The organism is Oceanisphaera sp. IT1-181 (assembly GCF_033807535.1).
Classification (GTDB): domain Bacteria; phylum Pseudomonadota; class Gammaproteobacteria; order Enterobacterales; family Aeromonadaceae; genus Oceanimonas.
In genome coordinates, this window is record NZ_CP136856.1 from 775,082 (window position 1) to 801,078 (window position 25,997).

Sequence of the window (25,997 nt, forward strand, 5' to 3'; positions counted from 1 at the left end):
CACTGCAGGGTTGGGCAATGGAATGTCAATTTATCATTTAGGGAGAGCAAGATGGAGCGTCAGGCGTGCAGCAAGTCAGAAGCTTTCAGCGTACAGGATCGTGGGGCTTGCCTTGGCATTGCGGTGGGGTACAGAGGGAAGAGAAAGGGTGTCATGCGCAAAGGAAACCGAACCTTGCTCATGGGAGTAATGTTGATGCTGCTATCGAGTGGGGTTAACGCGAATGAAGACGAGATGATGGGATTCATCGTCGATAACAGCATCTCCCGTGTAGGTCATGAGTTTTATCGTTATTTTACTGAACGTTTACGAGATACGAGTCAAATGGACTTTAATCTGGTGGTACGTGAACGACCTTCAGCGCGTTGGGGGAGCTTGGTGTGGGTGGAGTATGAAGGGCGCACGCTTTATCGTAATTTTCTGGCTCCTAATACTTCGCAGTTGCAGTCGGTTGCTCATGAAGCGGCGGATCTAATACGTGATGAAGTGGCGCGGCAGAAGCTAGAAAATATGTTTCAGGATACATTCGATTTGGAGAGGGATGAATTATGAAGGCAAACATGACATTTACTTCTGTCGGTCTTTGGCTAGCCGCCAGTTTTTTTACGAGCGCCATTCAGGCCAGCGAGTTGGTTTACACACCCATCAATCCCACCTTTGGCGGGAGTCCTTTAAACGGCTCTTTTTTACTGGGTAATGCTCAAGCCCAGAATAAGTACAAAGACCCAGATCTAGAAGACAGAGTGAGAAATAATACACCTACGGCGCTGGAGCGTTTTACCTCTCAGCTGGAGTCGCGCTTATTATCGCAGTTATTAACCAATATTCAGGAAAAAAATTTCGGCAGCCTGACCACGGATGCGTTTACCATAAACCTTGAGGACGTTGATGGTATTTTGACTATTATAATCACCGACCGAGTGACCGGTGATGTATCGGAAGTTATCGTTAACAATTTCTAAGTCTACAGGCAGTTCAAGACCCACAAGGATGTCGAGCCCATGAACAAATTTATTATACTGACTCTAGTATCAGTGGCGTTATCCGGATGTGCGTTGCGTGAGCCGATGCCGGCAGAAATAGAGCCGGAAATGCCGACGTTAACGCCCCGAGCGTCGACCTATTATGATTTATTGGCACTACCAAAACCTAAGGGGCGATTAGTCGCCGCTGTCTATGGCTTTCGTGATCAGACCGGTCAGTACAAACCGACACCGGCCAGCTCTTTCTCTACCAGTGTGACTCAAGGTGCTGCCAGTATGCTCATGGATGCGATGCAAGCCAGTGGCTGGTTTCACGTGCTGGAGCGAGAAGGACTGCAGAACGTACTAACCGAGCGCAAGATCATCCGCGCCTCTCAGAGTAAGCCCAACACGCCGATTAATATTCAAGATGAACTGCCACCTTTGCAAGCCGCTAATATACTACTGGAAGGCGGTATTGTCGCCTACGATACTAACGTGCGCAGTGGTGGAGAAGGCGCGGCATATCTTGGGATCAGCATTTCTCATGAATATCGAGTAGATCAGGTTACGGTTAATCTGCGGGCTGTGGATGTGCGCAGTGGCCGGATGCTGGCCAATGTGATGACCAGTAAAACCATTTATTCGGTAGGGCGCCAAGCGGGCGTGTTCAAATTTATCGAGTTCAAAGAGCTATTAGAAGCCGAAGTAGGTTACACCACTAATGAACCGGCGCAGCTATGTGTGCTGTCGGCGATAGAGTCGGCGGTAGCTCATTTGGTGGCGCAGGGTATTGAACAGCGTTTGTGGCAAGTGGGTGATGAAAGCAGCTTTGAGCAATCATCATTACCTAAATATCTCCGTGAAATGCCAATGAGCCCCGCACGTATCTAACAAGTCCTCTTCACTGAGACGATAGCCATGTATGCAGTATGTAAAGTACGGCATACATGGCTAACTTTAATGCGATTATATGAGTTTCAGGCTTCTGCATGCGCCGTGGTGTCATTGATGCTCGCGAGCTGACGTTCCATTCTGAGTAGATATAACTATCGGAACTGACGCGCTTTGCCCCTGGTTGTTGTATGCCAGTAGGGGGAGGGCGTAGCGTACCTGCAGGCCATTTCCTTAAAACATAAGCTGAGCTGAAGCCAACTTGGGTCAAGTTGTGTGACATCTAACAGGGAGAACTATGGGTAGAAGTAGCGGTGGAGAGCAAGAAGGAAGACATGGCCTTTACCTCCAGCAATAAATCCGGCATAAAAAAACGCCGCCCTTCAGGACGGCGTAAAGTAAGAGTTTTCTTAGTTTTGGTTGCTGGTTGCCAGGTTACCACTACCGTATTGGGTAATGTAGGCGGCTTGGTTGTAGCCAGACTGGGTGATATAGGCTTGGTTGCCGGAACCGCCCTGAACGGTGGATGCGTAGTTGTTACTGTCAGATTGAGAGATCTGAGATAGGTTGTTATCGCCATATTGCTGCTCAACCCAAGCAATATTATCGCTACCAGACTGAGCTAGGTCCACGCTGTTATCGGTACCGACGCTGTAACCCGATGCAAGGTTACCGCCATCCTGTTGCTTGGAAGTCAGCGTATTACCTGTACCATTTTGGGTGAAATACAATTCGTTATAGCTGCCGGTCTGGCTGAGATTTATTTTGTTATCAACCCCGTTCTGGGTCAGGCTGGCTGTTTGGTTAATACCATACTGGCCTCCCTCCTTAGCATCATACTCGGTACCAGCATAAAGCTCGTTACCAGTGCCGTTCGAGGTAATGGTCAGGTTATGGTTCACACCTTCTTGTTGAATAAAACTGAGGTTGAGACTGCCGTTTTGACTAACGTAAGCGTTCATTCCTGTAGCATCGAATTGTTCGACTAGCGCACCGTTTTGACCGCCACTTTGCCAGATGGTCGCTAGATTATTCTCACCGACCAGCTGGTCAACGATAGCATCGTTATATACACCTTGCTGGTTGATGTATGAGACGCTGGCCAGCTGTTCCTCCTGCCAGGTTTCCGCATAGTTATCGATACCTGACTGTACTATATTGGCGCTGTTATCCATACCATCATACTGCTCAACATAGGCATCGTTGTATTCACCTGATTGTTGCAGATTAATGTTGCTGTTTTCATATTTTTGATACGTCGCCGCTCGGTTGCTATTACCACTTTGGTGTATGTAAGCATTGCTGGCTGCGGTCTGCTCCTGATAAATGGAAGCGTCGTTACTATTACCATATTGTTCGGCAGTGGCGTAGCTGCCCACCTGATCTTGTTGCCAGCTCCGTGCATCGTTACCGTAACCAGCCTGAGTTTGCGAAGACGACCCCGTATCGCTGCCTCGTTGGATGCTAAGAACTGAGTTTAACGTTCCTGACTGATTTTGTAATGAGTTACTATTCATGTCGTCTATCTGCTCGACACCTGCATAGTTAGTCGTACCATTTTGTGCCTGGGTAGCGGTACTGAAGCTGGCTAAGCTCTGTGTAACAAGGCCAATGTTGCCATCACCATATTGGTTCTGGTTAGATGTACTGTCGTTAGCGAGAGCCTGAACACTAAGCAGTGTCATTATAGCGGCCGCGATGGGTGTGATTTTGAGTTGGGTTATATTCAACATGGTATTATCTCCTGAAAGTATTATTTGCGTCCCTGACAAATGAGCGCAGTTGCTACTATTGATACTGGTTAACCTGCACATTTTGGTTATTACCGTATTGCGTAATGCTGCCTCGCAGCCCCCCTCCTGACTGATCGATACGGGCGCGGTTGTTGATACCAGCTTGTATTATCACCGCTTGGTTATCTGCACCCGATTGTGAAATTAAGGCTGAATTGCCATACCCAGACTGATCGATAATTGCCATTTGATTCCCTCCTTGTTGCAAGATATAAGCTTCTTGGTCAGTGCCAACCTGAACTATGCTCCCCAGCAGGGATTGGCCCGATTGGTTTAGCTGCGCTAAATTGTTTTGACCTACTTGGCGCACTGCCAACTGTGCCGTTGTAGTGCTGCTGAACTCGAGCCCTTCTGGCATCAGTAAGTTGGTCTGTTCAAACAAATCAAAATTGTCCATCAAATCAGCCGCCTGCGACGTAGCGCTGATCAAGCCTAGACAGAGAACCAGCGCAATCCTGGTATAATGATGCCGCCAATCCAATAGTCGTAGCATGAGTCAGATCCTTCTGATTTTTATTTTTGCCTACTTTCCTTGTAGTAAAACCTGCCTTTGCAACCTTGCAAAGACAGGGAACAGGCTATTGAACGTTCACTGGGACCGTAGTGACGGTACCGAAGGCCGACCTTATGGTGGCAGTGGGATTAGCGATCAGCACCAAATCATCGGTCCGAGCTGCCAGCCGCCAATTTCCTGTGGGAGTTGGTGTTGTTGTACCCAAAATGACGGGGCCATCAATACTCGATACTTCGACGGTAATGGTATTGCCTGTTGCTAATGAGGTTTGGCCTTGAATGCTCCAAGTGAGCCTATTTCGTCTTCCTCTCGCCTCTGCCTCGGTCACTGTCAGCGTTTCAGCCGTATTCGGTGGTGGTGATACCGATACGGTGACGGTAGCCGGTGCCGATTGAGCGCCTAGCGAATCTTGCGCTTGATAGGTGAAGCTAGCGGTAAACGCGCTGGTAACCGAGGTTGGAGGGGTATAAGACACTGTAGTGCCGTCGGTAGAGACTGTACCTTGCCCCGTAGTTGGCTGTGTCAGGTTGACCACCGTAAGCGGTGTGTTGCCTTCTGGATCGCTGTCATTAGCTAATACCGTGATGGTAAGTGGAATGCCCAGTGTTGCGGCGTCGTCGTTTACCGCTATCGGGGCTTGGTTTGCACCCACGGTGACAGTGACGGTTGCCGGCTCAGAGAGACCGCCGCGGCTATCTTGCGCACGATAGGTAAAGGTCGCGACCAATGGGGCGTTGTTGGTGGTAGTCGGTGGTGTATAGACCACAGAAGTGCTGCCATTCAGCGCGACACTGCCTTGTCCGACGGCCGGTTGGGTCAGTTGCACTATGCTGAGCGGGGTATCACCATCGGGATCGCTATCGTTAGCCAGTAACTGCAGTGTTAGCGGTACGCCTACAGTAGTGGTGCCGCTGTCGGCTTGAGCCAGAGGTAACTGATTATCGGGTATATCAGGAGCGCTACCTGTCACAGTAACCATCTCAATATCCGAGCCGCCAGCGGCGGACTGTACCCTGATGCTGGCAGGGGGCTGGCTCAAATTAAGTATGGTCAGCGTCTGCGGGTTAGAAGATTTGCTCAACCTACCGAAGCCGGTGGCCACCAGATCCGGTACTTGAGTTTCATCGCTTGATGTCGCCTCTATGCGCAGTGTGTTGTCATCCCACGAATAGGTAGCGCTATTGATCTTGACGATATCAATCAACTCGCTGGACAGGGAGCTGGGTGTGCCGTTTGGCGAACTGGCGGTCACCACGATCAAGGACGGCAACTCAGCTGATGGGGACTGCTGCACGAAGAAGCGGCCGTTATTATCAGGGGTAAGGTCGGTCAGGCAAGGGTCGCCATCGACCAGCGCCAGGGTTTCGCGGTAGCAGACCTCGGCATCTTCCGATGAGCTGGCGAAGACTTCGATGTTGGTCTGCCCGTTGGTGCGTTGGTAGCTGGCTCGCTCGATTTCCAGTGGTAACGAGGGGACCGAGTCGCGTACCTTGCCGGAGAGGGTAAAATCATTATTTTGAATTATCCCCGGCGGACCATCGATGCGCACAAAGTTGGTATCGAAGGGGCTGCCGATGACGGGCTCGGTCACGCTGGGGTTACCAATAAAGGTTTCTGTTACCCCTGTTTCCGGGTTGGTCTCGGTATAGGTGCCATTCAGACTTTGCAGGAAGGGGCCTATGTCTCCCCCGAGAGCGCCGGTGAAGTCGCCAGGCGTGCCGATACCGATATCACGGGTCATATTGATAGCCCGTCTGCCGACATCGGCTGCGTCTACCACGAAGGTTTCGACGCCGTAAGGATGGGTGACAGTGTAGGTACCCGCCACTGGCACCGAGGCGCGGATACGAATACGGGCAAAGCCCACTTGATCTCCTGCTTTGGGGTTTTCTGCGGCGAAGGCTGCTTCCAGTGCCGCAACATAAACCTCGAGCTCATAGCCGGGGACTGCACCTTCGGGGATGGAGGTTTCGGCCAGAAACCAGAACAGCTCGCCGGGCCAGTTGCCCGGGAAAACCAGCGGGTCGGCATCGTCAAATACCCCGGGTTCTGGATTTAAGGTACACATGTAGGCACCGGCAGTGCCCCCGCTGACGGCTTTGGATCTACACAGCTCCAACTGCACTTCATTTTCGTCCTCATACCAGAGCGGAAAACCGCCGGATATGGCCGTATGAGGTCCTGGGGCCACCACCGACAGCGCGGCCTGAGCCGGCCCAACGGTGGCGACAAACAGCCCTATGGGTGTGATGATTGTTCTTGTCCATTTGTTCATAATGCCTCCTGGCTCACTGGATACTTAGGGCTGAATAATGACTTCTTCGAGATCACTGCCGCCGTTGGCCGATACCACCCGTATCTGGGCAGGCGGAATGGGCCCGAGGTCGGTGGTGAGCGACTTGATTGGCCCGGCTCCAACGAGCTCTGCGATTTCGTCACCGTTGCCGAACACGGTCAGTGTCGGCGATGCCGTTTCGTCGCTGCTGCTGGCGGTAATAGTGATCTCGCTGGTTGCCAGGTTGTACGTGGCACTGTGGATCTGCACCAGATCGACTAAGGGCGTAGTGACTGTGGCTGCCGTGCTGTTGGGGATGGCCAGCTGGTTGTCGGCGGTCAGGTTCAGGGTGACCGGCAGAGTGGAGGGATTGGTGCTCGATTGACCATACCAATTGCCGGTGGCGTTAGCTTCAGTCATCTCTATGCTGACATCGGCCGAGTCAGTAAAGCTGGCGCTAGCCGGTGGTGGCGGGGCTTGCAGAAACACATCCTGCTGGGCAACCACGCCGCTGTTTACATTTTTGCGGGAGTAGGTGGCGCGTTCGACCTTGGCCGGGGTGGTCAGGTTGATGGTCGACAGTTTTCCCATCACGGCGAACAAGTCAGTGCGTAAATCGATTCCTCCCGGGCCCTGAATGCGAATGAAGTTGGTATCGAAGGGGCTGCCAGTGACTTCTTCTTCCAAGTTGGGATCACCGATAAAGCTTTCAACTAGGCCGGTGAGCGGATTGGTTTCGCTATAGGGGCCGTTCACGCTACGCAGAAAAGGTCCCACATCACCGGTCAGGGCACCGTCATAGGTTTGGGGCGTGCCTATGCCGATATCGCGGGTCATGTTGATGGCCCCTCCACCCGCTACATCCACCTCGAATATCTCGACGCCGTAAGGGTGGGTGACTATGTAAGTACCGGCGGTGGGTACATCGACCCGAATACGAATACGAGCAAAGCTGACTTGATCCCCTTCAGCCACTTCCTCGGCGGCAAAGGCGGCTTCCAGAGCCGAAACGTAGGTTAAATCGATACCCGTAGTCGCATCCACTATGCTGGCATCACCGGTAAACCAGAAGGCTTCGCCCGGAAAGTTAGTGGGAAAATTGACCGCTTGGGTAGTATCGAAGCCAGGTTCGGATAGCAGTCCACACATATAGGAGGGCGCGCCTGGGGTCCCCGGGGCGCGTGAGCTGATTGCCTTGGACAGGCACAGGTCGAGTGCTCGCCCGTGGGTATCTTGATACCAAGCGGCAAAGCCTCCGTTTGCCTGCACATAAGGCCCAGGGTCTACGGCATTCAATGCCCCCTGCGCCGACTGACTCGCCACCATGACGAGTAGCAGCGAGGTTGCGGTATTAACAATGGTGTTTTGCATCTGTTCTTCCTCCAGCCATGAACGGTGTCCCTCATCCTTGTTTCCGACTCACTTGCAAAGAGGGTTCAAGCATAAGGAGCAATATCCATACCAGAATTTTTTTTGTACAAATAGCGCAGAGATTGGGCATTAGTGAGGGGGTATGTGTATTGGTGATATATATATTTGGGGAAATATACCCAGCATTGGGTATTTTTGGGTGAGCGGGCGTAAGAGAAAGGGGGAATTTTGATGATTACTAGGCCACTAATTTTGGCTTGATGAATCAGAAGCTCGGCTCAGATTCTGTTTTTATTTCTTGGGTCTTAAAGAGCCATGTACTTTAATAGCTGATAGCAGCTAGGGGCAGAGCAACGAGTATGTCATCATGTGGTCATATTGTTGCTAGCGACAGGGAAGGTTAGCTAGGTGTAACAGCGCAAACCATTCATCTTGAGTACCGCCTGTGATTATTTCTAACTTAATTAAAACTGCTGTTTTGACTACTTGTCTATTGGCTGGCTCCGCTTATACAGGCCACAGTTATGCTGCAACGACACCACTGAAAAGCAGTACCGTCCAACAAGATCTTGCCGCAGGTAGCGCATTACTGGTGGATTTAAAAACCAATGAAATTCTCTACGCTAACAACGAAAACTTTGTGGCCCCCATTGCCTCTGTGACTAAATTAATGACGGCTATGGTTGCCATTGATGCGCAGCAGTCGCTCGATGAAAAACTGCCAATTGTCATTAGTGATACCACAGAGATGCAGGGGGTATTTTCTCGGGTGCGCCTTAGCAGCGAGCTGAGTCGCCATGATTTATTGCTGATCACCTTAATGGCGTCAGAAAACCGCGCTGCGGCTAGTTTAGCGCACCATTACCGTGGCGGGCATGCGGCATTTATTCAAGCCATGAATGACAAGGCGCACGCTCTGGGAATGCAGCATAGCGCCTTTGTTGAACCGACGGGTTTATCGGAAAAAAATGTGTCCAGTGCCCATGATTTAGTGTTGCTGATCAAAGCGGCAAATAGCTACCCACTGATCCGCATGTTCAGCACTATGGATGAGAAAATCGTCGCCTTTACTAACCCTAATTACACTCTGGGTTTTCGTAATACTAATGGCTTGGTCCGCAAGGACAATTGGAATATTGCGCTGAGTAAAACCGGTTTCACTAACAGTGCAGGGCATTGCTTAGTGATGAGCACCGAAATGAATCAGCGCCCTGTCGCGTTTGTGGTGCTGGATGCGTTTGGCAAATACACTCATATGGCCGATGCTAATCGTCTAAAAAGATGGTTAGAAACCGGCATAGTAACGCCAGTACCGGCTGCGGCGCTCAACTACAAGAAAGCCAAGCAGCAGGAACGCCAAAATCAGGCTTTTGTGGCAAATGGCAGATAAATATAACGTCCCTAAACCTTCCAATGGCTGTTCGGTAAGAACCGCTCCTCGCCGTAGCCTTGGGTTACGGCGTGTAAATTAGCTAATACCACTCTGTATAACTAACTCATCATATTATCCTGCTACGCAGGACTGTCGAAGTCCTCTTTACCAAAGAGACCGGCAACTACAAAAGATAAGACTTCGATACGGTTTTGTAATTAAATTACTTTCTTACTGAGATTTGTATAAACCCAACCGCGACTAAGTAGCCAGAGGGTGAGTAGCCAGTTCGATTTGCGCAGCCGCCTATTTTCACCAGCACTGGGAATGCGACTAACACAAAAGACTCGATGATGGCCACAGACACTTCTTCTGTCGGTTTTGAAACTACGCTATTTTAGCCTAGGGTTTCTCGCTCCAAGCCAATAGGGCAATATGCTCATACCTAACTACTAGTGGATGCGCCGTCTTGGCAGATGGTCGCAATGGCATCCGCAGCCCGTTGCAACGCGGGCAAAAAGGCAAGGGCTTGCTCGCGTGTCACTCGCATGATGGGAGCTTGCATGGCCACACCGATATTGGATACGCCGTTAGGGTTAGAAGCCAGTACCGCAATGCATAGTAATCCAGGCAAAAACTCTTCGTCGTCAAACGCATAACCTTGTTGCTTTACCGTCTCAATTTCCAGCTCAAGCGCATTAAAATCAGTGAGCGTGTTGTGGGTAAATTTCTTTAGCGGCATATCGGCGAGCAAGCGCTTCCGTTGCGCTGGAGCCATTTGTGCTAAGAACAGCTTGCCACTGGCAGAGCAGTGCACGGGCACTCGTGAGCCGGGTTGCAAATAAAAACGCAGGGGCGCCGGCGTTTCTACCCGATCCAGATACAGCACTTCGCCGCCGGATAGCGCGGTAATGTTGCAGCTTTCTCCTATTTCTTCCCCTAGCGAGGCCAGTATGGCGTGCCGCGCCCCACCTACGGTGTCGTTTAACAGCAGGTTTTCTGCCAATCGGCGTAAGCGCGCGCCGCGGCTGTAGTGCCGCCCGTCAGCTTCTCGCTGCAACATGCCAGAGCTTTCTAGCTGCTGCAGCATGCGGTGCAGCGTCGGCTTAGGGATACCGGTTTCTTCTACCAGTCCTTGCAGCGTAACAAATTGATCTTTCTCGGAAATTACCTCTAACAGCGCGAGCAGGCGCTGGGTGGGAGTTCCGCCTTCTAAACGGTGTCTACCAGCTTTAGTGTTGGTCATAGTGCCATCCTCATTGTGGTAATGATTATGTTTTATTTCATAAAACAAAGCAATTTGTACTAAATTGTGAAATCTATGTTGACGTTAGGTTCGGATAAGGTTAAGTTTGAATCACGTTCCGCTTTTCGGAATGAAACGAACAAAAAAATGAAACTTTGATCGGCTGGCTTTGAGGCTACTCTGGAGATAACTCATGAGCACTAACAACACAGAAATCCGTCAGAAAACAGATACCCGCCAAGTAGTGGAGGGCATGCAGAAGATGACACCTTCTGAAGCGTTTGTAGAAACGCTGGTGGCCAATGGCGTGACCGATATGTTCGGTATCATGGGCTCGGCCTTTATGGATGCAATGGATATTTTCGCTCCAGCCGGCATCCGTTTGATTCCGGTAGTACACGAGCAAGGTGCGGCACACATGGCCGACGGTTATGCCCGTGTATCTGGTCGCCATGGTGTCCTTATTGGTCAGAATGGCCCTGGTGTCTCTAACAGTGTTACTGGTATTGCTGCTGCTTTTTGGGCACACAGCCCAGTGGTCATCATCACGCCAGAAACAGGAACAACGGGCATTGGTTTAGGGGGTTTCCAAGAGTGTAACCAGCTGCCAATGTTCCAAGAGTTTGTAAAGTATCAGGGTCACGTTACTCATCCATCGCGTATGGCAGAATACACAGGTCGTTGTTTTGACCGTGCTATGTCAGAAATTGGACCCACTCAGCTGAATATCCCTCGTGACTACTTTTACGGTGAAATTGAAGCTGAAATCCCTAAGCCTGCACGTTTAGATCGTGGTCCTGGTGGAGCCAAGAGTCTGGATGAAGCCGCTGAGCTGTTAGCTAACGCCAAGTTCCCGGTTATTATTTCCGGTGGTGGTGTGGTAATGGCTGATGGCATGGAAGAATGTAAAGCATTAGCTGAGCGTTTGGGTGCTCCTGTAGTGAACAGCTACCAGCACAACGACTCCTTCCCTGCTAGCCACCCATTGTGGGCAGGCCCTTTAGGCTACCAGGGCTCGAAAGCAGGCATGAAATTGATGGCCAAGGCCGACGTAGTACTGGCGTTAGGTACCCGTCTTGGACCGTTTGGCACTTTGCCGCAGCACGGTATGGACTACTGGCCGAAGGATGCAAAAATCATCCAGATTGATGCCGATAATAAAATGCTTGGTCTGGTGAAGAAGATTGCAGTCGGTATTTGTGGTGATGCTAAAGATGCAGCGGTAGCCCTGACCGAGCGCCTGAATGAGCGTGAGTTGGTGTGTGATGCCACCCGTACAGAGCGTGCTGACCTTATCGCTAGCGAGAAAGCAGCGTGGGAGAAAGAACTGGACGAGTGGACGCACGAAACTGACGCATTCAGCCTTGATGCGATTGAAGAAGCGAAAGGCGAAACGCCGTTCTCTGGTGGTACTTACCTGCACCCGCGCCAAGTATTGCGCGAGCTGGAAAAAGCAATGCCAGAAAACGTGATGGTGTCTACCGACATCGGTAACATTAACGCGGTGGCTCACAGCTACCTACGTTTCGAAACGCCACGCAGCTTCTTTGCACCAATGAGCTTCGGTAACTGTGGTTACGCTTTCCCAACTATTATGGGAGCTAAAGTTGCCGCTCCTGAGCGTCCAGCGATTGCTTATACCGGTGACGGCGCTTGGGGTATGAGCTTGATGGAAACGATGACCGCAGTACGTCATGACATTCCAGTAACAGTCGTGGTATTCCACAACCGCCAATGGGGTGCAGAGAAGAAGAACCAGGTTGAGTTTTACAACCGTCGCTTTGTGGCCGGTGAATTGGACAACCAGAGCTTTGCTGAAATCGCACGCGCTATGGGTGCGGAAGGTATCACAGTCGACCGTTTAGAAGATGTGGGCCCGGCGCTGAAAAAAGCCGTCAGCATGCAGATGAACGAAGGTAAAACGACGGTTATCGAAGTGATGTGTACCCGTGAGCTGGGTGACCCCTTCCGCCGTGACGCACTGAAGAAGCCAGTGCGCCTGCTTGAGAAGTATCAAGACTACGTATAACACTTGGTTGTTGAATAAATCATAACTCTCCTTACCCCCGGCATGCCGGGGGTTTTTTGGTTATGCTGGCGTTATTGGCCCTACAGGCGGACACCATGCAAACAAATACTCAACAGCACTCGGCAATCGTCGCGGCCTATCGGAGTGAATGAAATTGATAAACTTCATTATTGAGGCACCTTGGTTATTTCTAATCATTGCAGGCTTCGCCGGTTATTTTCAGACCGTGACCGGTTTTGGCTTAGGGATGATTGTGATGGGGCTGGCGGGTGGACTGGGCATAGCGCCAGTTGCGACGGTTGCCGCTGTGATTAGTCTGATGACGCTTGTCAACTGCGTGGTGGCGTTACCCGGACGTTTGCACCATGTACACTGGCCATCAGTGCGTGCCACAACCTTGGGTATCATACCCACCATCGTCGTCGGCGTGCTGCTGTTGGATTATTTGAGTGACGGTGCCGCTACCGTCGTACAAATTCTGCTGGGGTTGGTGATTTTATATGCTGCCGCTGGGCTACTGCTTAAAGCCAATCGTCAGGAACAGGTGGCGAGTCGCGCTAGCTTTGTCTTGTTTGGTGGCTTGTCGGGTTTCTTGGGGGGATTGTTTGGCATTGCGGGGCCGCCGCTTATCTATCACTACTATCGTCAGCCGCTAGAACTCATTCGTATTCGAAATACCCTGATACTGATGTTTGCCGTCACCTCGGGGTTACGTACCCTGTTTGTGGTGGGACGAGGGGAAATGAATATGGATATTCTCACGCTTACGGTTTGGGCATTCCCGGTGATAGCGGTGGCCACTTGGATTGGTCGGCATTGGCCGCCGCCATTCTCTGTAGCAACCATGCGCCGTTTGGTGTTTATAATACTGATGCTAATTGGTGTGTCACTGATCGTTGCCGGCTTATTTAGCTGATCCCAATCTGGAAAACTAACTGATCAAGGTCTTTTGCAACGAAACCCGCGAAACCCACGGAAAAATAGTAATCAGATCAGAAAGTACTTTTTATAGTAAGGACGGGTCTGGCGTTTATCTTTACGCCGTCATCCTGACGAAAGTCAGGATCTCGTTTTAGGGTTTTATACCAATTATACTAAAGATATAGTCTAATATAATTACTAGGCTTTTATCGTTATCGGTACTTAACTATGTCCGACTCTATCAAGAATACCGACTTTGTGGCGCTGGCCAAGGCAGAAACCAATGCTCGTAAACGTATGCGACTACTCGCATTAGCGCATTTCCAAGAAGGTCATTCCCGAACTGATATCGCGCGATTTCTCAAAGTTAATCGTAATAGTGTTAATCGATGGGTAGCCAATTTTCTACTTCATGGCTTAGCGGGACTCGACAGTGTTCGCCCTTCGGGCTGTCCAACTCACCTTACAACTGAACAACTATCTCAACTGAGTGACTATATCGAACAACAAAGTCGAGATACCAGTGGTGGGCGGTTACAAGGACTGGATATTCAAGCCTATATTGAGAAAGAATTTGGTGTGTCTTATCAGATAGCCAATATATATCGTCTGGTCCACCAACTCGGGTTTTCTTGGATAACCAGCCGTTCACGCCATCCTAAGGGGGATGAGTTAGCACAAGAACTTTTTAAAAAAAGTTCAAACTAGAGACCATTCTTAGCATTCCCGGCCACGTTGCACTCAGCAAAGTCGATGTTTGGTTTCAAGATGAAGCTCGATTTGGGCAGCAGAATACGACCACGCGTTTATGGGCTAAACGCGGCAGTCGACCAAGGGCCGTTCAGCAGCAACAATTTGAGTATGCGTATCTTTTTGGTGCTGTGTGTCCAGCAACGGGAGCGACAGAGGCGTTACTGAGCCCAGTCGTTAATCGAGAGATGATGAAAGTACATTTAGCGCTGATATCAGCCCGTACCGAGCCCGGTCGACATGCCGTGGTCATCATGGATGGCGCGGGGTGGCACACTGCTGAGTGCGCCAATGCGTTTCCCAATCTCACTATGATTAAGTTGCCCCCTTACTCTCCTGAACTGAATCCTATCGAACAAGTGTGGAGCTGGCTCCGGCAACATACACTGGCCAATCGTTGCTTTAATGATTACAACGACATTATTGATGCCTGCACATCAGCATGGCAGCACTTTATTACCGACGTAGAACGGGTGAAGTCGCTTTGTCATCGAAGCTGGATAAATCTGACTTAATAATTAATGTAATTGGTATTAAAGCAAAAGCAGATACCGGGACGGGCCCGGTAAGACGGTATAGGGCAGGTTCGGTGTTGGTCTTGAGCTCGGCGCTGTTGCTGTTAATACTTGTCGCACGTGAACTGCGTCCGTGACTCTCGTAAACAAAGAAGCGTGGCAAAAATGGCTCTTTAGGTTTGGCGCTATGATTTTTGGCTTAATGTAAACAGAACACATACTTACTTAGATTGGTATGACATGTAGTAAGAGTTGATAAGGGCGGAAGGGCTCCGCCCATTAGCACAGTGATATTAATTGGAGTAGTTGTTAGGGGAGTTATTAGCTGTTGGGTGACGACAGTTTCCATGCACCAGCTTTAATCGGCAGAAACGCGGCAACCGCTGCGGTAGCGATAACGTGGGTATTGTTGTTATCAGAGTCATGAACATTCAGACCACCGTGCACCGCGGTTACTTCAGCACGGCCGCGAGGCAGGGTAGCGGCAACGGTGGCGCAATCTACTTGATCGGGTCGTTGCACGCCAATCGTTACTTGCACCCGCATCTGACTGTGTTCATAGCCCAATGATTTGAAAAGCACGATTGATGAGTGGCGCAGCGCATCTTGTACCGCACGACAAGCGGCTTCAGTGTAGTCTTCTCGGTACAGCGAATTACCACTCCCCATCTCCAAAATAATGCGTTGTTCAGTCATGATTGGGCTCCATATCGAAGGAAACAATAATCGCAGCATTAGCGATGACGCAAGTACCACTGCCATCGGGTTTGTCGATATCTAACCCGCCTTTGGTCACTGTGATTTGTGGTTTGCCATAGGGAAAGATGCCCAGTAGCGCCTGAATGTCCACTTGTTCAGGTTGTTGTACGCCGAGCTCAACGTCAATCAACATGGCGTCGCGAGGAAAGCCGAAAGCGTCGGCGACATTCAGAGAGTTATGCCATAACGCATCGCGAATGGCTCGGGCGCAGGCTTCGGTGTAATCGAGGCTGCGAATGGAGGTGCCCATGCCAAACTGGTGCACTAAACGAGTCTTTGCCATCAAATGGTTCCTCTAGTAAGTCAGTATTAGATGTGTGATTGCACCGAAAATGCGCGAGCAAAGGGCTATTAACGGCGTTTACGGTGGCCAATCAACTGTACGATTTCATCAAATAGATGACTGTCTAGCGCTTGTGACATATCGGTAGCCAGACAGTGACGATAAAACGGGCTCAAATCTAGGCCCACACCTAACCCCAAAATATCAACTTCATTTTGGCGTTCGCGGCGGGCGAGCACCTCTTTCAGGTGGTTATCAAGGTAATAAGCGTCGTTGGTTAGGTTGGTAGCGCTGTCTGCCGGACTGCCATCGGAAATCACAATGAGGATTTTTCGGGCTTCACTGCACGCTAGCAAACGGTTGCAGGCCCAGTCTACAGCCTCACCATCAACACCTTCACGAAATAGATCGCCTTTGAGTAGGGCGGCAATATCACGACGAGAGCGACGCCAGCCACGATTAGCCTCCTTAAACACCAGGTGGCACGTTTCATTGAGCCGGCCGGGATAGGGTGGCCGGCCTTGGCGCATCCACTCTTTATAAGGTTTACCGCCGTTCCAAGTGTTGGTGGTAAAGCCCAGTAGTTCGCTGCTGGCACCTATCATATCTAGGGCGCGGATCAAGCAATCAGCCAGCATGGCAATGGGCTCAATCTGGTGGCGCATGGATCCTGAGCAGTCAATCAAGATGCTGACCACGCAATCGGCAACGGGTCGTTGACGCTCCTGATAGAATAGACGCCGTTCGGTGGGCGAGCTTACCAGTTGCGCCAAGCGGCGACCATCAATGCGGCCCTCTTCCTCGCCGTATAGCCAGCCATCACGTTGGGGAGTCGCTAATATCGCAGCGAGCTGGCGTGCCAGCCGCTGGATATTTACGCCCTGTTCGCTAATGCCTTTATCTAGGCGCTCTCGATATTCTTCCAGTTGCGCCGCACGTACCAAACTGGTGGCTTTTACTTCGCGGTCGTAAGCGGAGGTATATACTTGATAGCCCTGTTGGTTCTCGCCATAAGCTCTGCTGGCACCACTGCGCGCAGTGGCAAAGCCGTCACTGTCATCACCGTCCTGATCAAAATCTAATAGCAGAGCAAAGCCTGATTGTACGTCTTGGTCTTCGTCGTTGCTGTTGTCATCGTCTGTGCCTTGCTCAGCACGTTGGGCTTCTATAATACTGTCCACCAGCTCGGCAATAGCCAGCGCGTGAGGAATAAATGCCACTTGTTGATGTCGATTTCGGCGTAGCCCCGACAGCGCTGTTCCCATCGAAGAAGCCAGCGAAAAACGGGTACTTTCGATAAAATCTTCCGTTTCCTCTAGCACCTGGCGGGCATTAAGCCGTGACCAACACATTTGCGCGACCGTGTATAAAAGAATACCGCTGTTGCTCTCGGTGTGACCGGAGCGGTAAAAGTCTTGGGACCAACGCACAAAACGATCTTCCACGTTGGCGGCTATGCCAGTGAGTTGTGCAGGTACCAATGCCTCGACGCGCAATTGCTCTAGCAGCTCGAATACCAGCCGCGCAACGGGTTTGGGCGGGCAGTGCGTTCGATGTAATTTGGTATCGCTGTACATTAGACGCAAAGCCATGCCATCCGCTGCGGCACGGCAATCGGCAAAAGAAGCTACGGCGGTATCGATGCGATGATGGGGCGCATGCATGGGTAGACTGCGCTCGCCCTGATACAGCATTTTGCCACGAAAATGCAGATCCGGGTGACCACTAAGGGCTCGTATGGAGGCGGCGCACAGCTCTTCAACCCGTTGCTGGCGGCGGGCCTGTTGCTGGGCTAGATTGCTCATATGCTAAGTGACTCCCTGAACCAAGATTCGTCCAGTTCTTCATCAAAGCAGCGTTGATAATATTCGGCCACAATCTGGCGTTCGGCATCGTCGCATTTGTTTAGGAATGACAGCCTGAAGGCCACCGCTGAGTTACGGAAAATCTCACAGTTTTCGGCCCACGTAATCACGGTGCGGGGCGACATCAGCGTGGAAATGTCACCGGCGGCAAAGCCTTTGCGCGTTAAGTCCGCCACGCTCACCATCCTATCAATCAGCTTACGGCCTTGTTCGGTATTTTTTTCCGGCACCCGGGCCAGTACGATCGCCGCCTCTTCTTTGGCGCTCAGATAATCCAGTTTTGCCACAATATTCCAGCGGTCAATTTGGGCATGGTTCAGCACCTGAGTGCCTTGGTACATGCCAGACATGTTACCCAAGCCGACGGTGTTGGCGGTGGCGAATAAACGAAAACTGGGGTGTGGCTGAATGACGCGGTTTTGGTCCAGTAGCGAAAAACTGCCATCACGCTCCAGAATACGTTGAATAACAAACATAACATCAGGTCGGCCAGCGTCGTATTCATCAAAAATTAGCGCGATTGGGCGCTGCAGCGACCAAGGCACAATGCCTTCTTGGAACTCTGTGACCTGAACACCGTCTCTGACCACAATCGTATCTTTGCCAACCAGATCAAGACGACTGATATGACCGTCTAGATTGACTCGTAAGCAAGGCCAGTTTAAGCGCGCCGCGACTTGTTCGATATGAGTGGATTTACCGGTGCCGTGTAGACCCTGAACCATCACCCGGCGGTTACGGGTAAAGCCGGCGAGAATAGCCAAGGTAACGTCTGGGTTAAAGCGATAGGCCTCGTCAATATCAGGAACATACTCATTCCGCTCGCTGAAAGCCGGCACCTCTAAGTCACTGTCGATACCGAAGAGTTCACGTACCGAGCGTAGGGTGTCGGGCTGTTGGCTACCTAGCAAATCTGTCATGTGTTGCTCCTTGAGACGAACGCAGAGTTATATTTTATAAATTTAGCTTAACTTACCAGTATAAACATTAAAAGTGGAACGTTATGTTTCATTTTTAGTTAAAACTGTGTCGTTGCTTGGTTTGTTGTTATTGGTTGCGAGATTGTTAGTTTTTGGCCCAAACAATGTGTTGTAACTGGCACTAATGAATAAAAAAACGGTGACGTAGACTTGTTTGCACTCGATTTGCCACGTCTTAGGGCGCGAACAATCATTACCAATTTATTTTAAGTGGAGTTCACTATGAGCCAACCTACTGTTGCTTTTCTTCAAGCTTTCGGCGATGCCCTCAACCGTCATGATATTGATGCGCTGTTAGACATGATGACCGACGATTGTGTGTTTAACGGCGTGGCCGGCAATGAGTTGCATGGTACTAGCTTTGTGGGACCCGATGCGGTGCGCCAAGGTCTTTCTACCGCGTGGAAAAATGCGCCGGACGCCTGCTGGGTAGATGGAGAATATTATGTGATTGGTGACAAAGGATTTATGGAAACCACCTATAAAGGCACCACAGCTGACGGCTTGCGTACCGAAGCGCGCATGATCGATGTATTAACATTTCGCGATGGAAAAATAGCCATTAAGAATGCTTTCCGCAAGAATCGCCCGCCTGTTAACGCTTGAGACTCTTGCTCTAAAGCTTAACAACTCGATCATAGGGAAACGGTCATGGAAACTGTAGATTTGAACAATCAAGCCGGTGTAGATACTGAACAGCGCACCGCGCCGTTGAAGCCTTACGATCCCACTTACGATCCGCTTACCAGCGAGACGCCGGGTCAGGGGCGTGACTATGCACCAACATATTGGATTGGCACTGCAGGTGAGCCACCCGCAGATGACGGTCCGGTGCAAGGTGATATGGACGTAGATGTCGTGATTGTTGGTGCTGGCTTTACTGGGCTGACGGCTGCCATTTTCTTAGCAGAAAACTACGGCATTAAAGCCACTGTGTTGGAAGCGAATCGCACTAGTTGGGGTTGTTCTACCCGTAACGGCGGGCAAGCACAGTGTGCGACAGGCCGGCTAAAACGTTCACAGTGGATTGACCGTTATGGTTTGGATATTGCGCATAAACTGCATCAAGAATGTCTTGATGGCATGGCAAACTTTAAAGAGCTGATCAAAGATATTGATTGTGAACCGCAGCCCGGTGGCCACTTATATATAGCGCACCGCGATCGACAGATGCCAATCTTGGAAAAAGAAGCAAAACTACTGCGTGAAACCTTCAATTACGATGCGCAGATTATGGATGCCGATACGGTTAAGCGTGATTGGTTTGGCGACCAAGAAGCGGTTGGCGCCATGCATGAACCAGAGGGAATCGGTATTCACGCCGGTAAGTTGGCCTTCGGCTATCATCGTAAAGCGCGGGCTTTGGGGGTAAAAATTCACCCTGCCAGTCCGGTGCAGAGTTGGGAAACGCGCGGCGGCGTGCATTATTTGACGACGCCTGGAGGTGTGGTGAAAGCGCGTTCAGTCGGGATGGCGACCGGTGGTTACACCTCTCAAGGTTTGCACTCTCAGTTAAAAAACCGTCTGCTGCCCGTGTTATCTAATTCTATTGTGACTCGTCCACTGACCGATGAAGAAATTGCAGCTTGTAATATGCACACGCGACAGGTGATTACCGATACCCGGATCTTACGCCATTATTATCGGTTGTTACCCGACAATCGGTTGCAGATCGGCAGTCGCAGCGCCATTACCGGCCGCGATGCTCCGCAGGAAAAGTACAAGAATATGCTGATCAGCGATATGCATCGTAAATTTCCGTTGCTGCAGGGAGTGAAGATCGACTATTCGTGGTGGGGATGGGTGGATGTCAGTCACGATATGATGCCGCGAATTTTTCAACCCGATCCGAAAGAAACGGTGTATTACGCACTGGGTTACGGCGGTAACGGTGTTATGTACTCGGCGCAGGCGGGTAAGCGTTTAGCCCAGCTGATTGCGGGTGATAAAATAGACATGAGTCTGCCTATTTTCAACTCTAAACTACCTTTCCCCAATGTGAAGGAAATGGTCGAGTCTCAAGCCTTTGCGCCGTTTCGTCGATTGGGTCAGAGCGTCTTGTATCGCTGGTACAGCCACCAAGACGAGCGACCATAAATTGGCTTAGCGTTCGCGCATCGCCAGCGGTACCAATCGAGCCAAGCGTTCTAAGCCTGGCTCGATTTTTTCTGCCTGTATGGCGGAAAAACCGAGTCGTAAATGCGCACTGCATGACTTATCAAAGTGATGAATATCGCCACACTCAATCAAAATGCTCTGTTTTCGGGCTAACGCTTGTAGCTTACGAAAATCCAGACCTGCTGGCGCTTTCAGCCAGAAGCTAGTCCCCCCGATATTAGAGTGGGTACTGAACTGGGGCAGATGGGTTTGCAAAGCCTTGCTCATGCACTCCCAGCGTTGTTTAAGTGCGCGGTGGATCTGGCGCAACAAGACATCGTGATAGCCGCGTTCAATAAACAATGCCAGCGTGTGCTGATTGTTAGTGGGCGGATGACGCAGCATCAGACGCCGTATCGCACGCACTTCTCGGATCAATTTCGGATGCGCCACCATATATCCTAGACGCAGCCCAGGTGCGAGTGTCTTTGACAGACTACCCACGTAAATAACTCGCTCATGGCGGTCTAGGCTTTTAAGCGCCGGGGTAGGATTACTCTCGTAGTTTATTTCGCTGTTGTAGTCGTCTTCAATGATCAGAAAGTTATCTTTTTCTGCTAGATCCAATAGCTGCCTGCGTCGCTCTAGCGGCATGGTGACGGTAGTCGGGCTTTGGTGACTCGGTGTGACATAAACCAGTTGGCACTCAGACAAAGAGTCATCAATCTGCATTCCTTGGTCATCTACTGGCTGCAATTGGATATCTTCGGTCAACAGGCTCGCAATATTATACATGTCTACGTAGCCGGGATTTTCCATAGCAAAGCGCCGGCCAGGTTTGAGTAATAGCTGAGCCACCATCCACAGTGCTTGCTGGGTGCCAACCGTAATTAGGATTTCTTCCGGTTTAGCCCACACTCCGCGTCTTGGCAGCAGTCGGGTACGGATCTGTTCAATCAGTAACGGGTCGTCTTCATCAAAGTGATCCACTGACCAGGTGCGTATGGCCCGTACATTCATGGAATCTCGGCTGCACTCGCGCCAGTGCTGGGTCGGGAACAAAGCAGGGTCAAGCTGGCCGTACAGAAAAGGGTAGTCGTAATTATACCAGTCCTTAGGTTTGCGAATATTTTGCTGTAATGAAGGACGGACCGTTAATAGTGTCTCCCACGACATGGGCTTGGCATCAATATCGTTAAGTCGTATTTGTTTTTTTGCGTGACCTTGCAGAATGTCTGCGTTGACGAAATAACCGCTGCGACTTTTCGCAATCAGATAGCCGTCATCAAGTAACTGTTCGTAGGCCAGAACTACGGTGTTACGCGCGATTTTTAATTCATTAGCGAGTTTGCGGCTGGAGGGCAGCGCTTTATCCAGAGGGATCTGCCCGTCGAGAATGGCATTGGCTATTTTCTCGCGCAACTGGCGTTGCAGAGTTTCGGTCAGATTAGGGTCTAGATGAAAAAGGAGCATGTTGCATGGGCCCTATTCTTGTTGGATATGGTGGCGCTCAAGTATGACACAGTGATTAAGGCTAATGAAAAATAAGTACTGGGGATAAAGAGATAGATTTTTACGCTATTAGATAGGTCTGGCCCAACACATGGTTGCTGGTTGGCTCTATGGATTAAAGGCAGGAATGGGTAAAAAGGAAGTGTTAACAGTAATTAACACCGTTAAAACATTTAAAACTAATTAGTAACATAGATAGCGTAAGCGAGCTAAGGAAAGAGCAGGTGAGATAGTAGTAGAGCTAAACCCTCACAACAACAACAAGAACAGGATATATAACTATGCGTACATATAAATTAGCACTTCCTGCCATTGTTTCAGCGGCCTGTCTGGCACTAAGCGCCAATGCTATGGCTGAAACCTGGAAAATGGCCATTGGTGATTCTGCGGGTGGAACCCAGTATGAACTTGGAGAAAACTTTGCCGAGGAGATGGAGAAACGTACCGACGGTAAGATCAAAGTTAACTTATTCGCCAACAGCCAATTGGGTAGTGAGGAAGATACCATTAATAATGCCAGCATGGGATTGCTTGACCTTTCTATTTTGGCCATTAATAACATCACACCATTCTCGCCTACGGTAGGCGTTTTGACCTTACCTTACGTTATTCACGGAGCGGAAGATGCCAAACTTCTGACTCAAGGTGATGTCGGCAAAGAACTAACGGAAAACACCATTCGTGATGCTGGCGTACGTATTGTGGGCTGGGCTTACTCGGGTTGTCGCCGACTGACCAACTCGGTCAGGCCAGTGTCATCCCCAGCAGATCTCAAAGGTATGGTCATTCGAGTACCGAAGAACGAAATTATGATGTCCTCTTATCAGGCCTGGGGTGTTAACCCTAACCCGATGGCTTGGTCTGAAACCTTTACTGCATTGCAACAGGGTGTGGTACATGGCCAAGACAACCCCTACATCACCATTGATGCGATGAAGTTCTACGAAGTTCAGAAATATATTACCGATAGTTGTTACGTGTTTTCACTGGAGCCGCTAGTCATAGGTGAAGGTAAATTTCAGAGCCTGAGTCCAGACATGCAAACCACAGTGCTTGAAGCCGGTAAGGCTGCCACTGACCACAGCTATGATTATTTGCTGGCCCAAGAGGCAGGGATCAAAAAGAGTCTGGTAGAAGAGCATGGCATGACGATTACCGAGCCTGCCGATAATGAAAGCGAGTGGATTGCGAAAGCCTCTACTATTTGGCCAAAATTTTATAAGAGCATCGGCGGCAAAGACAAGTTAGATAACGTATTACAAGTTCTAGGCCGTGAGCCGGCACCGGAAAAGTAACCCAACAACTCACGCAAAATCGTTGCAGCTTCCCAAGCTGATCTATCGGATTGGCTTGGGAATTGCGACGGGAGTCTTTTCTTTAGGTGACCGCTGGTATGAAAAAAAATCTGTTCAAATTCATCGATAATATCGAGAACTATCTTTGTCAGCTGCTCTTGGTGGTCTTTGTTATTTTATTGTTCCTCCAGATTGTGCTGAGAAATATATTCAGCTATTCAATACCGTGGGGAGATGAGCTGGCGACCTATGCTTTTGTCTGGTTTGCTTATTTGGGGGCTGCGTATGCCACAAAGATGTCCGCTCATAATCGAGTTACCTTCCAATTTAAGTTTTTCCCCCCTTGGGTAGAGACTTTTTGCGGTGTACTCACTGATCTTATCTGGATTGGCTTTAACGCATTTTTTGTCTATTTAAGTTACGACTTCGTATTCAATAAAATGAATTTGTTCTGGAAGTCCCAAACCATGGGCGTTCCAATGAAATACTTCTACTTTATTCTGCCCATTGCCTTCACTGCTATGACGCTACGCATTATTCAGAATAATTATCTGCATTTTGTGAAGAAGGTAGACCTTATCGATCCTGAGGCTAAAGCCCTCGATGAGATGACCAAAAGTGAAGCCGCACGCGAAAATAACCAGTCCATGGGGGAAAAATAATCATGGAATCCACACTAATCTACGTCCTGTTCGGTGCGTTTTTCTTGCTGCTGGTGTTGGGTGCTCCCATCGCTGTCTCCTTAGCTGTGGCAGCTCTGGCAACCTATCTGGCCCTAGGTGAAAACCCACTGGCTTTTGTACAAATGGCCTTTACATCAGTGGGCGCTTTTCCATTAATGGCACTGCCTGCTTTTATTCTGGCGGGGGCCTTGATGGAAGCAGCCGGTATATCTAAACGGCTGGTGGACATCGCTGAGGCGTTTGCGGGCCCCATGACCGGTGGCCTAGGTGCGGCAACCATATTTGCCTGTATGTTCTTCGGCGCTATTTCTGGCTCCGGCCCTGCCACCACTGCTGCAGTAGGGATGCTGATGATCCCCGCGATGGCGAATCGCGGTTATAACAAAGGCTATGCGTCTGCGGTTACTGCTTCTTCGGGGGGATTGGGGGTGGTGATTCCGCCGTCAATACCGATGGTTATCTTTGGTATTTCTGGAATGGGTTTGCAGCCACCACCGGAAGCCGTGGCTTTGCACGGTAGCTTCCAGACGTTGTCTATCCCTAAATTATTTATTGCCGGTGTGGTACCGGGTATTGTTATGGCCAGTTTTCTGCTGCTCGTTAACTACGTTATTTCGCGCAAGAAAGGCTACCGAGGGCTGAGTGATAGCTGGTCCTTTAGTGACATTAAGACCGCGCTGCGCAAAGGCTTCTGGTCTATGTTGGCCCCAATTATCATTCTTGGCGGTATCTACACTGGACTGTTTACACCTACCGAGTCGGCCATTGTGGCTATTGTGTACACGCTAATTGTGGGTGTCTTCCTGCATAAAGAACTGCTGCTGAAGTCGGCGTTACGAACGTTGGAAACCACCACTTGGATTACCGGACGGGTGTTACTGATTTTGTTTACTGCGACCGTCTTTGGCCGCCTGCTGGTGGAGAACCGGATACCGGCGATCATTGCGGATTCCATGCTGGGCTTTACCGATAACACCTACCTTATCTGGGCGATGATCATCTTTTTCCTGCTCTTCGTCGGCATGTTCATGGAAACACTGGCCGCGATCATGATTTTGACCCCGGTACTGCTGCCCATTATGTACATGTTGGGTATGGATCCTGTGCATGTGGGCATTGTGGTGGTGTGCTCGTTAGCTATCGGTTTCCAGACGCCGCCATTGGGTGAAAACCTATTTGTGGCCTCGGGGATCGGGGGGGCCTCGATAGAAGAAATATCGATTAAAGCGCTCCCGTTCGCAGCAGCATCCATTACGGCGGTGTTTGTTATCGCCTACTTCCCGCAATTGTCACTGTGGTTACCTTCCCTCATGGGCTACTGAGTTAGCACCTTTAATTACACGGTTAGCGATGTTCAGCGAGTACTGAACATCGCTTAGGAGACGAACATGACGAAGAAGATCAACCGTATTTTATGCAGTATCGGCATGCGGGGTAATTGCGATAACGTCATTGAACATGGCATCAATCTCGCGTTGGCCACAGATTCCAGCCTGAATATTCTGCACGTGGTTAAATCATTGGCAGAGGATGTGATGAATACCCTGAAAGTGAATATCCGGGATCGCGATGTGCTCGGTTCACTCATGGAGCAGCGTATCGAGCAATCCCGCGACAAGTTAGCCGCGGAGCTGGAGGCCTTTTGGGTGCGATTCCCCAAGATGCGTGAGGCGATGAAGGATCGCGAGATCACGCTAACGGTCTTGGAAGGAGATCCCGCATCAGTGATCACTCATTTTGCCAATATCGGTAAGTTCGATTTGATTGTGATGGCGGCCAATAAACGCAGTTATATTGCGACGTACGCCGGCAGGGTCACCAAGGGCGTGATCAAACGAGCCAAAGTCCCAGTAGTGGTTGTTCCGGTTGCGCGGCCATAGG

At 50.3% G+C, this 25,997-nt stretch carries 23 protein-coding genes; 13 read left to right on the top strand and 10 right to left on the bottom strand.

Annotation, left to right across the window (positions count from 1 at the left end; all coding sequences use genetic code 11):
- Positions 1 to 51 precede the first annotated feature (51 nt).
- The 3 genes from csgE to R0134_RS03555 are packed head-to-tail and all read left to right on the top strand — an operon-like array spanning position 52 to position 1,856.
- Positions 52 to 552, top strand: a complete 501-nt coding sequence (gene csgE, locus R0134_RS03545) for a curli production assembly/transport protein CsgE (protein WP_319783495.1) — start codon at positions 52 to 54, stop codon at positions 550 to 552.
- 8 nt (positions 553 to 560) lie between these two features.
- Positions 561 to 962, top strand: a complete 402-nt coding sequence (locus tag R0134_RS03550; RefSeq protein ID WP_319783496.1) for a curli assembly protein CsgF — start codon at positions 561 to 563, stop codon at positions 960 to 962.
- 39 nt (positions 963 to 1,001) lie between these two features.
- Positions 1,002 to 1,856, top strand: a complete 855-nt coding sequence (locus tag R0134_RS03555; protein ID WP_319783497.1) for a CsgG/HfaB family protein — start codon at positions 1,002 to 1,004, stop codon at positions 1,854 to 1,856.
- A 410-nt stretch (positions 1,857 to 2,266) separates the two neighbouring features.
- Here the strand turns inward: R0134_RS03555 and R0134_RS03560 are convergent, their stop codons facing one another.
- The 4 genes from R0134_RS03560 to R0134_RS03575 all read right to left on the bottom strand — a co-directional run bounded on the left by R0134_RS03560 (position 2,267) and on the right by R0134_RS03575 (position 7,809).
- Entirely contained in the window at positions 2,267 to 3,589 is a 1,323-nt protein-coding gene (locus tag R0134_RS03560) for a hypothetical protein (protein ID WP_319783498.1), read from the bottom strand.
- Positions 3,590 to 3,644: 55 nt separating this feature from the next.
- Positions 3,645 to 4,046, bottom strand: a complete 402-nt coding sequence (locus tag R0134_RS03565) for a hypothetical protein (protein WP_319783499.1) — start codon at positions 4,044 to 4,046, stop codon at positions 3,645 to 3,647.
- 181 nt (positions 4,047 to 4,227) lie between these two features.
- On the bottom strand, positions 4,228 to 6,438 hold the full coding sequence (locus R0134_RS03570) for an Ig-like domain-containing protein (protein WP_319783500.1): 2,211 nt from the start codon (positions 6,436 to 6,438) through the stop codon (positions 4,228 to 4,230).
- Between the two features lie 24 nt (positions 6,439 to 6,462).
- Positions 6,463 to 7,809, bottom strand: a complete 1,347-nt coding sequence (locus tag R0134_RS03575; RefSeq protein WP_319783501.1) for a hypothetical protein — start codon at positions 7,807 to 7,809, stop codon at positions 6,463 to 6,465.
- Between the two features lie 478 nt (positions 7,810 to 8,287).
- Between R0134_RS03575 and pbpG the strand changes: the two genes are divergently transcribed.
- Positions 8,288 to 9,199, top strand: coding sequence for a D-alanyl-D-alanine endopeptidase (gene pbpG / locus R0134_RS03580; protein WP_319783502.1), 912 nt, complete (start codon positions 8,288 to 8,290; stop codon positions 9,197 to 9,199).
- A 427-nt stretch (positions 9,200 to 9,626) separates the two neighbouring features.
- On the opposite strand, the gene R0134_RS03585 is transcribed toward pbpG, so the two are convergent.
- Positions 9,627 to 10,427: an IclR family transcriptional regulator gene (locus tag R0134_RS03585; RefSeq protein ID WP_319783503.1), complete on the bottom strand. Its 801-nt coding sequence runs from the start codon at positions 10,425 to 10,427 to the stop codon at positions 9,627 to 9,629.
- 193 nt (positions 10,428 to 10,620) lie between these two features.
- Between R0134_RS03585 and xsc the strand changes: the two genes are divergently transcribed.
- From xsc to R0134_RS03600, 3 genes are all read left to right on the top strand, one after another.
- Positions 10,621 to 12,456 (top strand): sulfoacetaldehyde acetyltransferase, encoded by a 1,836-nt coding sequence (gene xsc, locus R0134_RS03590; RefSeq protein ID WP_319783504.1) that lies wholly within the window; start codon positions 10,621 to 10,623, stop codon positions 12,454 to 12,456.
- A gap of 148 nt (positions 12,457 to 12,604) precedes the next feature.
- Complete coding sequence (locus tag R0134_RS03595; protein ID WP_319783505.1) at positions 12,605 to 13,372, top strand: sulfite exporter TauE/SafE family protein; 768 nt, start codon at positions 12,605 to 12,607, stop codon at positions 13,370 to 13,372.
- 245 nt (positions 13,373 to 13,617) lie between these two features.
- Positions 13,618 to 14,642 (top strand): IS630 family transposase gene (locus R0134_RS03600; protein ID WP_413641447.1). Its coding sequence is split into 2 segments (ribosomal slippage): positions 13,618 to 14,067 and positions 14,070 to 14,642, totalling 1,023 coding nucleotides; the frame shifts between segments, so codons are not numbered across the junction.
- A gap of 321 nt (positions 14,643 to 14,963) precedes the next feature.
- On the opposite strand, the gene R0134_RS03605 is transcribed toward R0134_RS03600, so the two are convergent.
- From R0134_RS03605 to R0134_RS03620, 4 genes are all read right to left on the bottom strand, one after another.
- Positions 14,964 to 15,338: a Lin0512 family protein gene (locus tag R0134_RS03605; RefSeq protein ID WP_319783507.1), complete on the bottom strand. Its 375-nt coding sequence runs from the start codon at positions 15,336 to 15,338 to the stop codon at positions 14,964 to 14,966.
- Entirely contained in the window at positions 15,331 to 15,684 is a 354-nt protein-coding gene (locus R0134_RS03610; RefSeq protein WP_319783508.1) for a Lin0512 family protein, read from the bottom strand. Before R0134_RS03610 ends, R0134_RS03605 begins: the two co-directional genes overlap by 8 nt.
- A gap of 68 nt (positions 15,685 to 15,752) precedes the next feature.
- Positions 15,753 to 17,489 carry a cobaltochelatase CobT-related protein gene (locus R0134_RS03615; protein ID WP_319783509.1) on the bottom strand — a complete coding sequence of 579 codons (1,737 nt, stop codon included), beginning with the start codon at positions 17,487 to 17,489 and terminating at the stop codon, positions 15,753 to 15,755.
- Complete coding sequence (locus tag R0134_RS03620; RefSeq protein ID WP_087037350.1) at positions 17,486 to 18,469, bottom strand: AAA family ATPase; 984 nt, start codon at positions 18,467 to 18,469, stop codon at positions 17,486 to 17,488. Before R0134_RS03620 ends, R0134_RS03615 begins: the two co-directional genes overlap by 4 nt.
- 282 nt (positions 18,470 to 18,751) lie before the next feature.
- On the opposite strand from R0134_RS03620, the gene R0134_RS03625 reads away from it, so the two are divergent.
- On the top strand, positions 18,752 to 19,135 hold the full coding sequence (locus R0134_RS03625; protein WP_319783510.1) for a nuclear transport factor 2 family protein: 384 nt from the start codon (positions 18,752 to 18,754) through the stop codon (positions 19,133 to 19,135).
- Between the two features lie 45 nt (positions 19,136 to 19,180).
- A complete protein-coding gene (locus tag R0134_RS03630) occupies positions 19,181 to 20,626 on the top strand; it encodes an FAD-binding oxidoreductase (RefSeq protein ID WP_319783511.1) in 1,446 nt (481 codons plus the stop codon).
- 6 nt (positions 20,627 to 20,632) lie between these two features.
- On the opposite strand, the gene R0134_RS03635 is transcribed toward R0134_RS03630, so the two are convergent.
- The gene (locus R0134_RS03635; RefSeq protein WP_319783512.1) at positions 20,633 to 22,099 is read right to left on the bottom strand and encodes a PLP-dependent aminotransferase family protein; all 1,467 of its coding nucleotides are present in this window, start codon (positions 22,097 to 22,099) and stop codon (positions 20,633 to 20,635) included.
- A gap of 320 nt (positions 22,100 to 22,419) precedes the next feature.
- Here R0134_RS03635 and R0134_RS03640 point away from each other — a divergent pair, with 320 nt between their 5' ends.
- The 4 genes from R0134_RS03640 (at position 22,420) to R0134_RS03655 (ending at position 25,996) form a co-directional block, all read left to right on the top strand.
- Positions 22,420 to 23,433, top strand: coding sequence for a TRAP transporter substrate-binding protein (locus tag R0134_RS03640; RefSeq protein WP_319783513.1), 1,014 nt, complete (start codon positions 22,420 to 22,422; stop codon positions 23,431 to 23,433).
- Positions 23,434 to 23,531: 98 nt separating this feature from the next.
- Positions 23,532 to 24,095: a TRAP transporter small permease gene (locus R0134_RS03645; RefSeq protein ID WP_319783514.1), complete on the top strand. Its 564-nt coding sequence runs from the start codon at positions 23,532 to 23,534 to the stop codon at positions 24,093 to 24,095.
- A 2-nt stretch (positions 24,096 to 24,097) separates the two neighbouring features.
- Positions 24,098 to 25,438 (top strand): TRAP transporter large permease, encoded by a 1,341-nt coding sequence (locus tag R0134_RS03650; RefSeq protein WP_319783515.1) that lies wholly within the window; start codon positions 24,098 to 24,100, stop codon positions 25,436 to 25,438.
- Positions 25,439 to 25,504: 66 nt separating this feature from the next.
- Positions 25,505 to 25,996, top strand: a complete 492-nt coding sequence (locus tag R0134_RS03655; protein WP_087037363.1) for a universal stress protein — start codon at positions 25,505 to 25,507, stop codon at positions 25,994 to 25,996.
- Position 25,997: the final 1 nt, after the last annotated feature.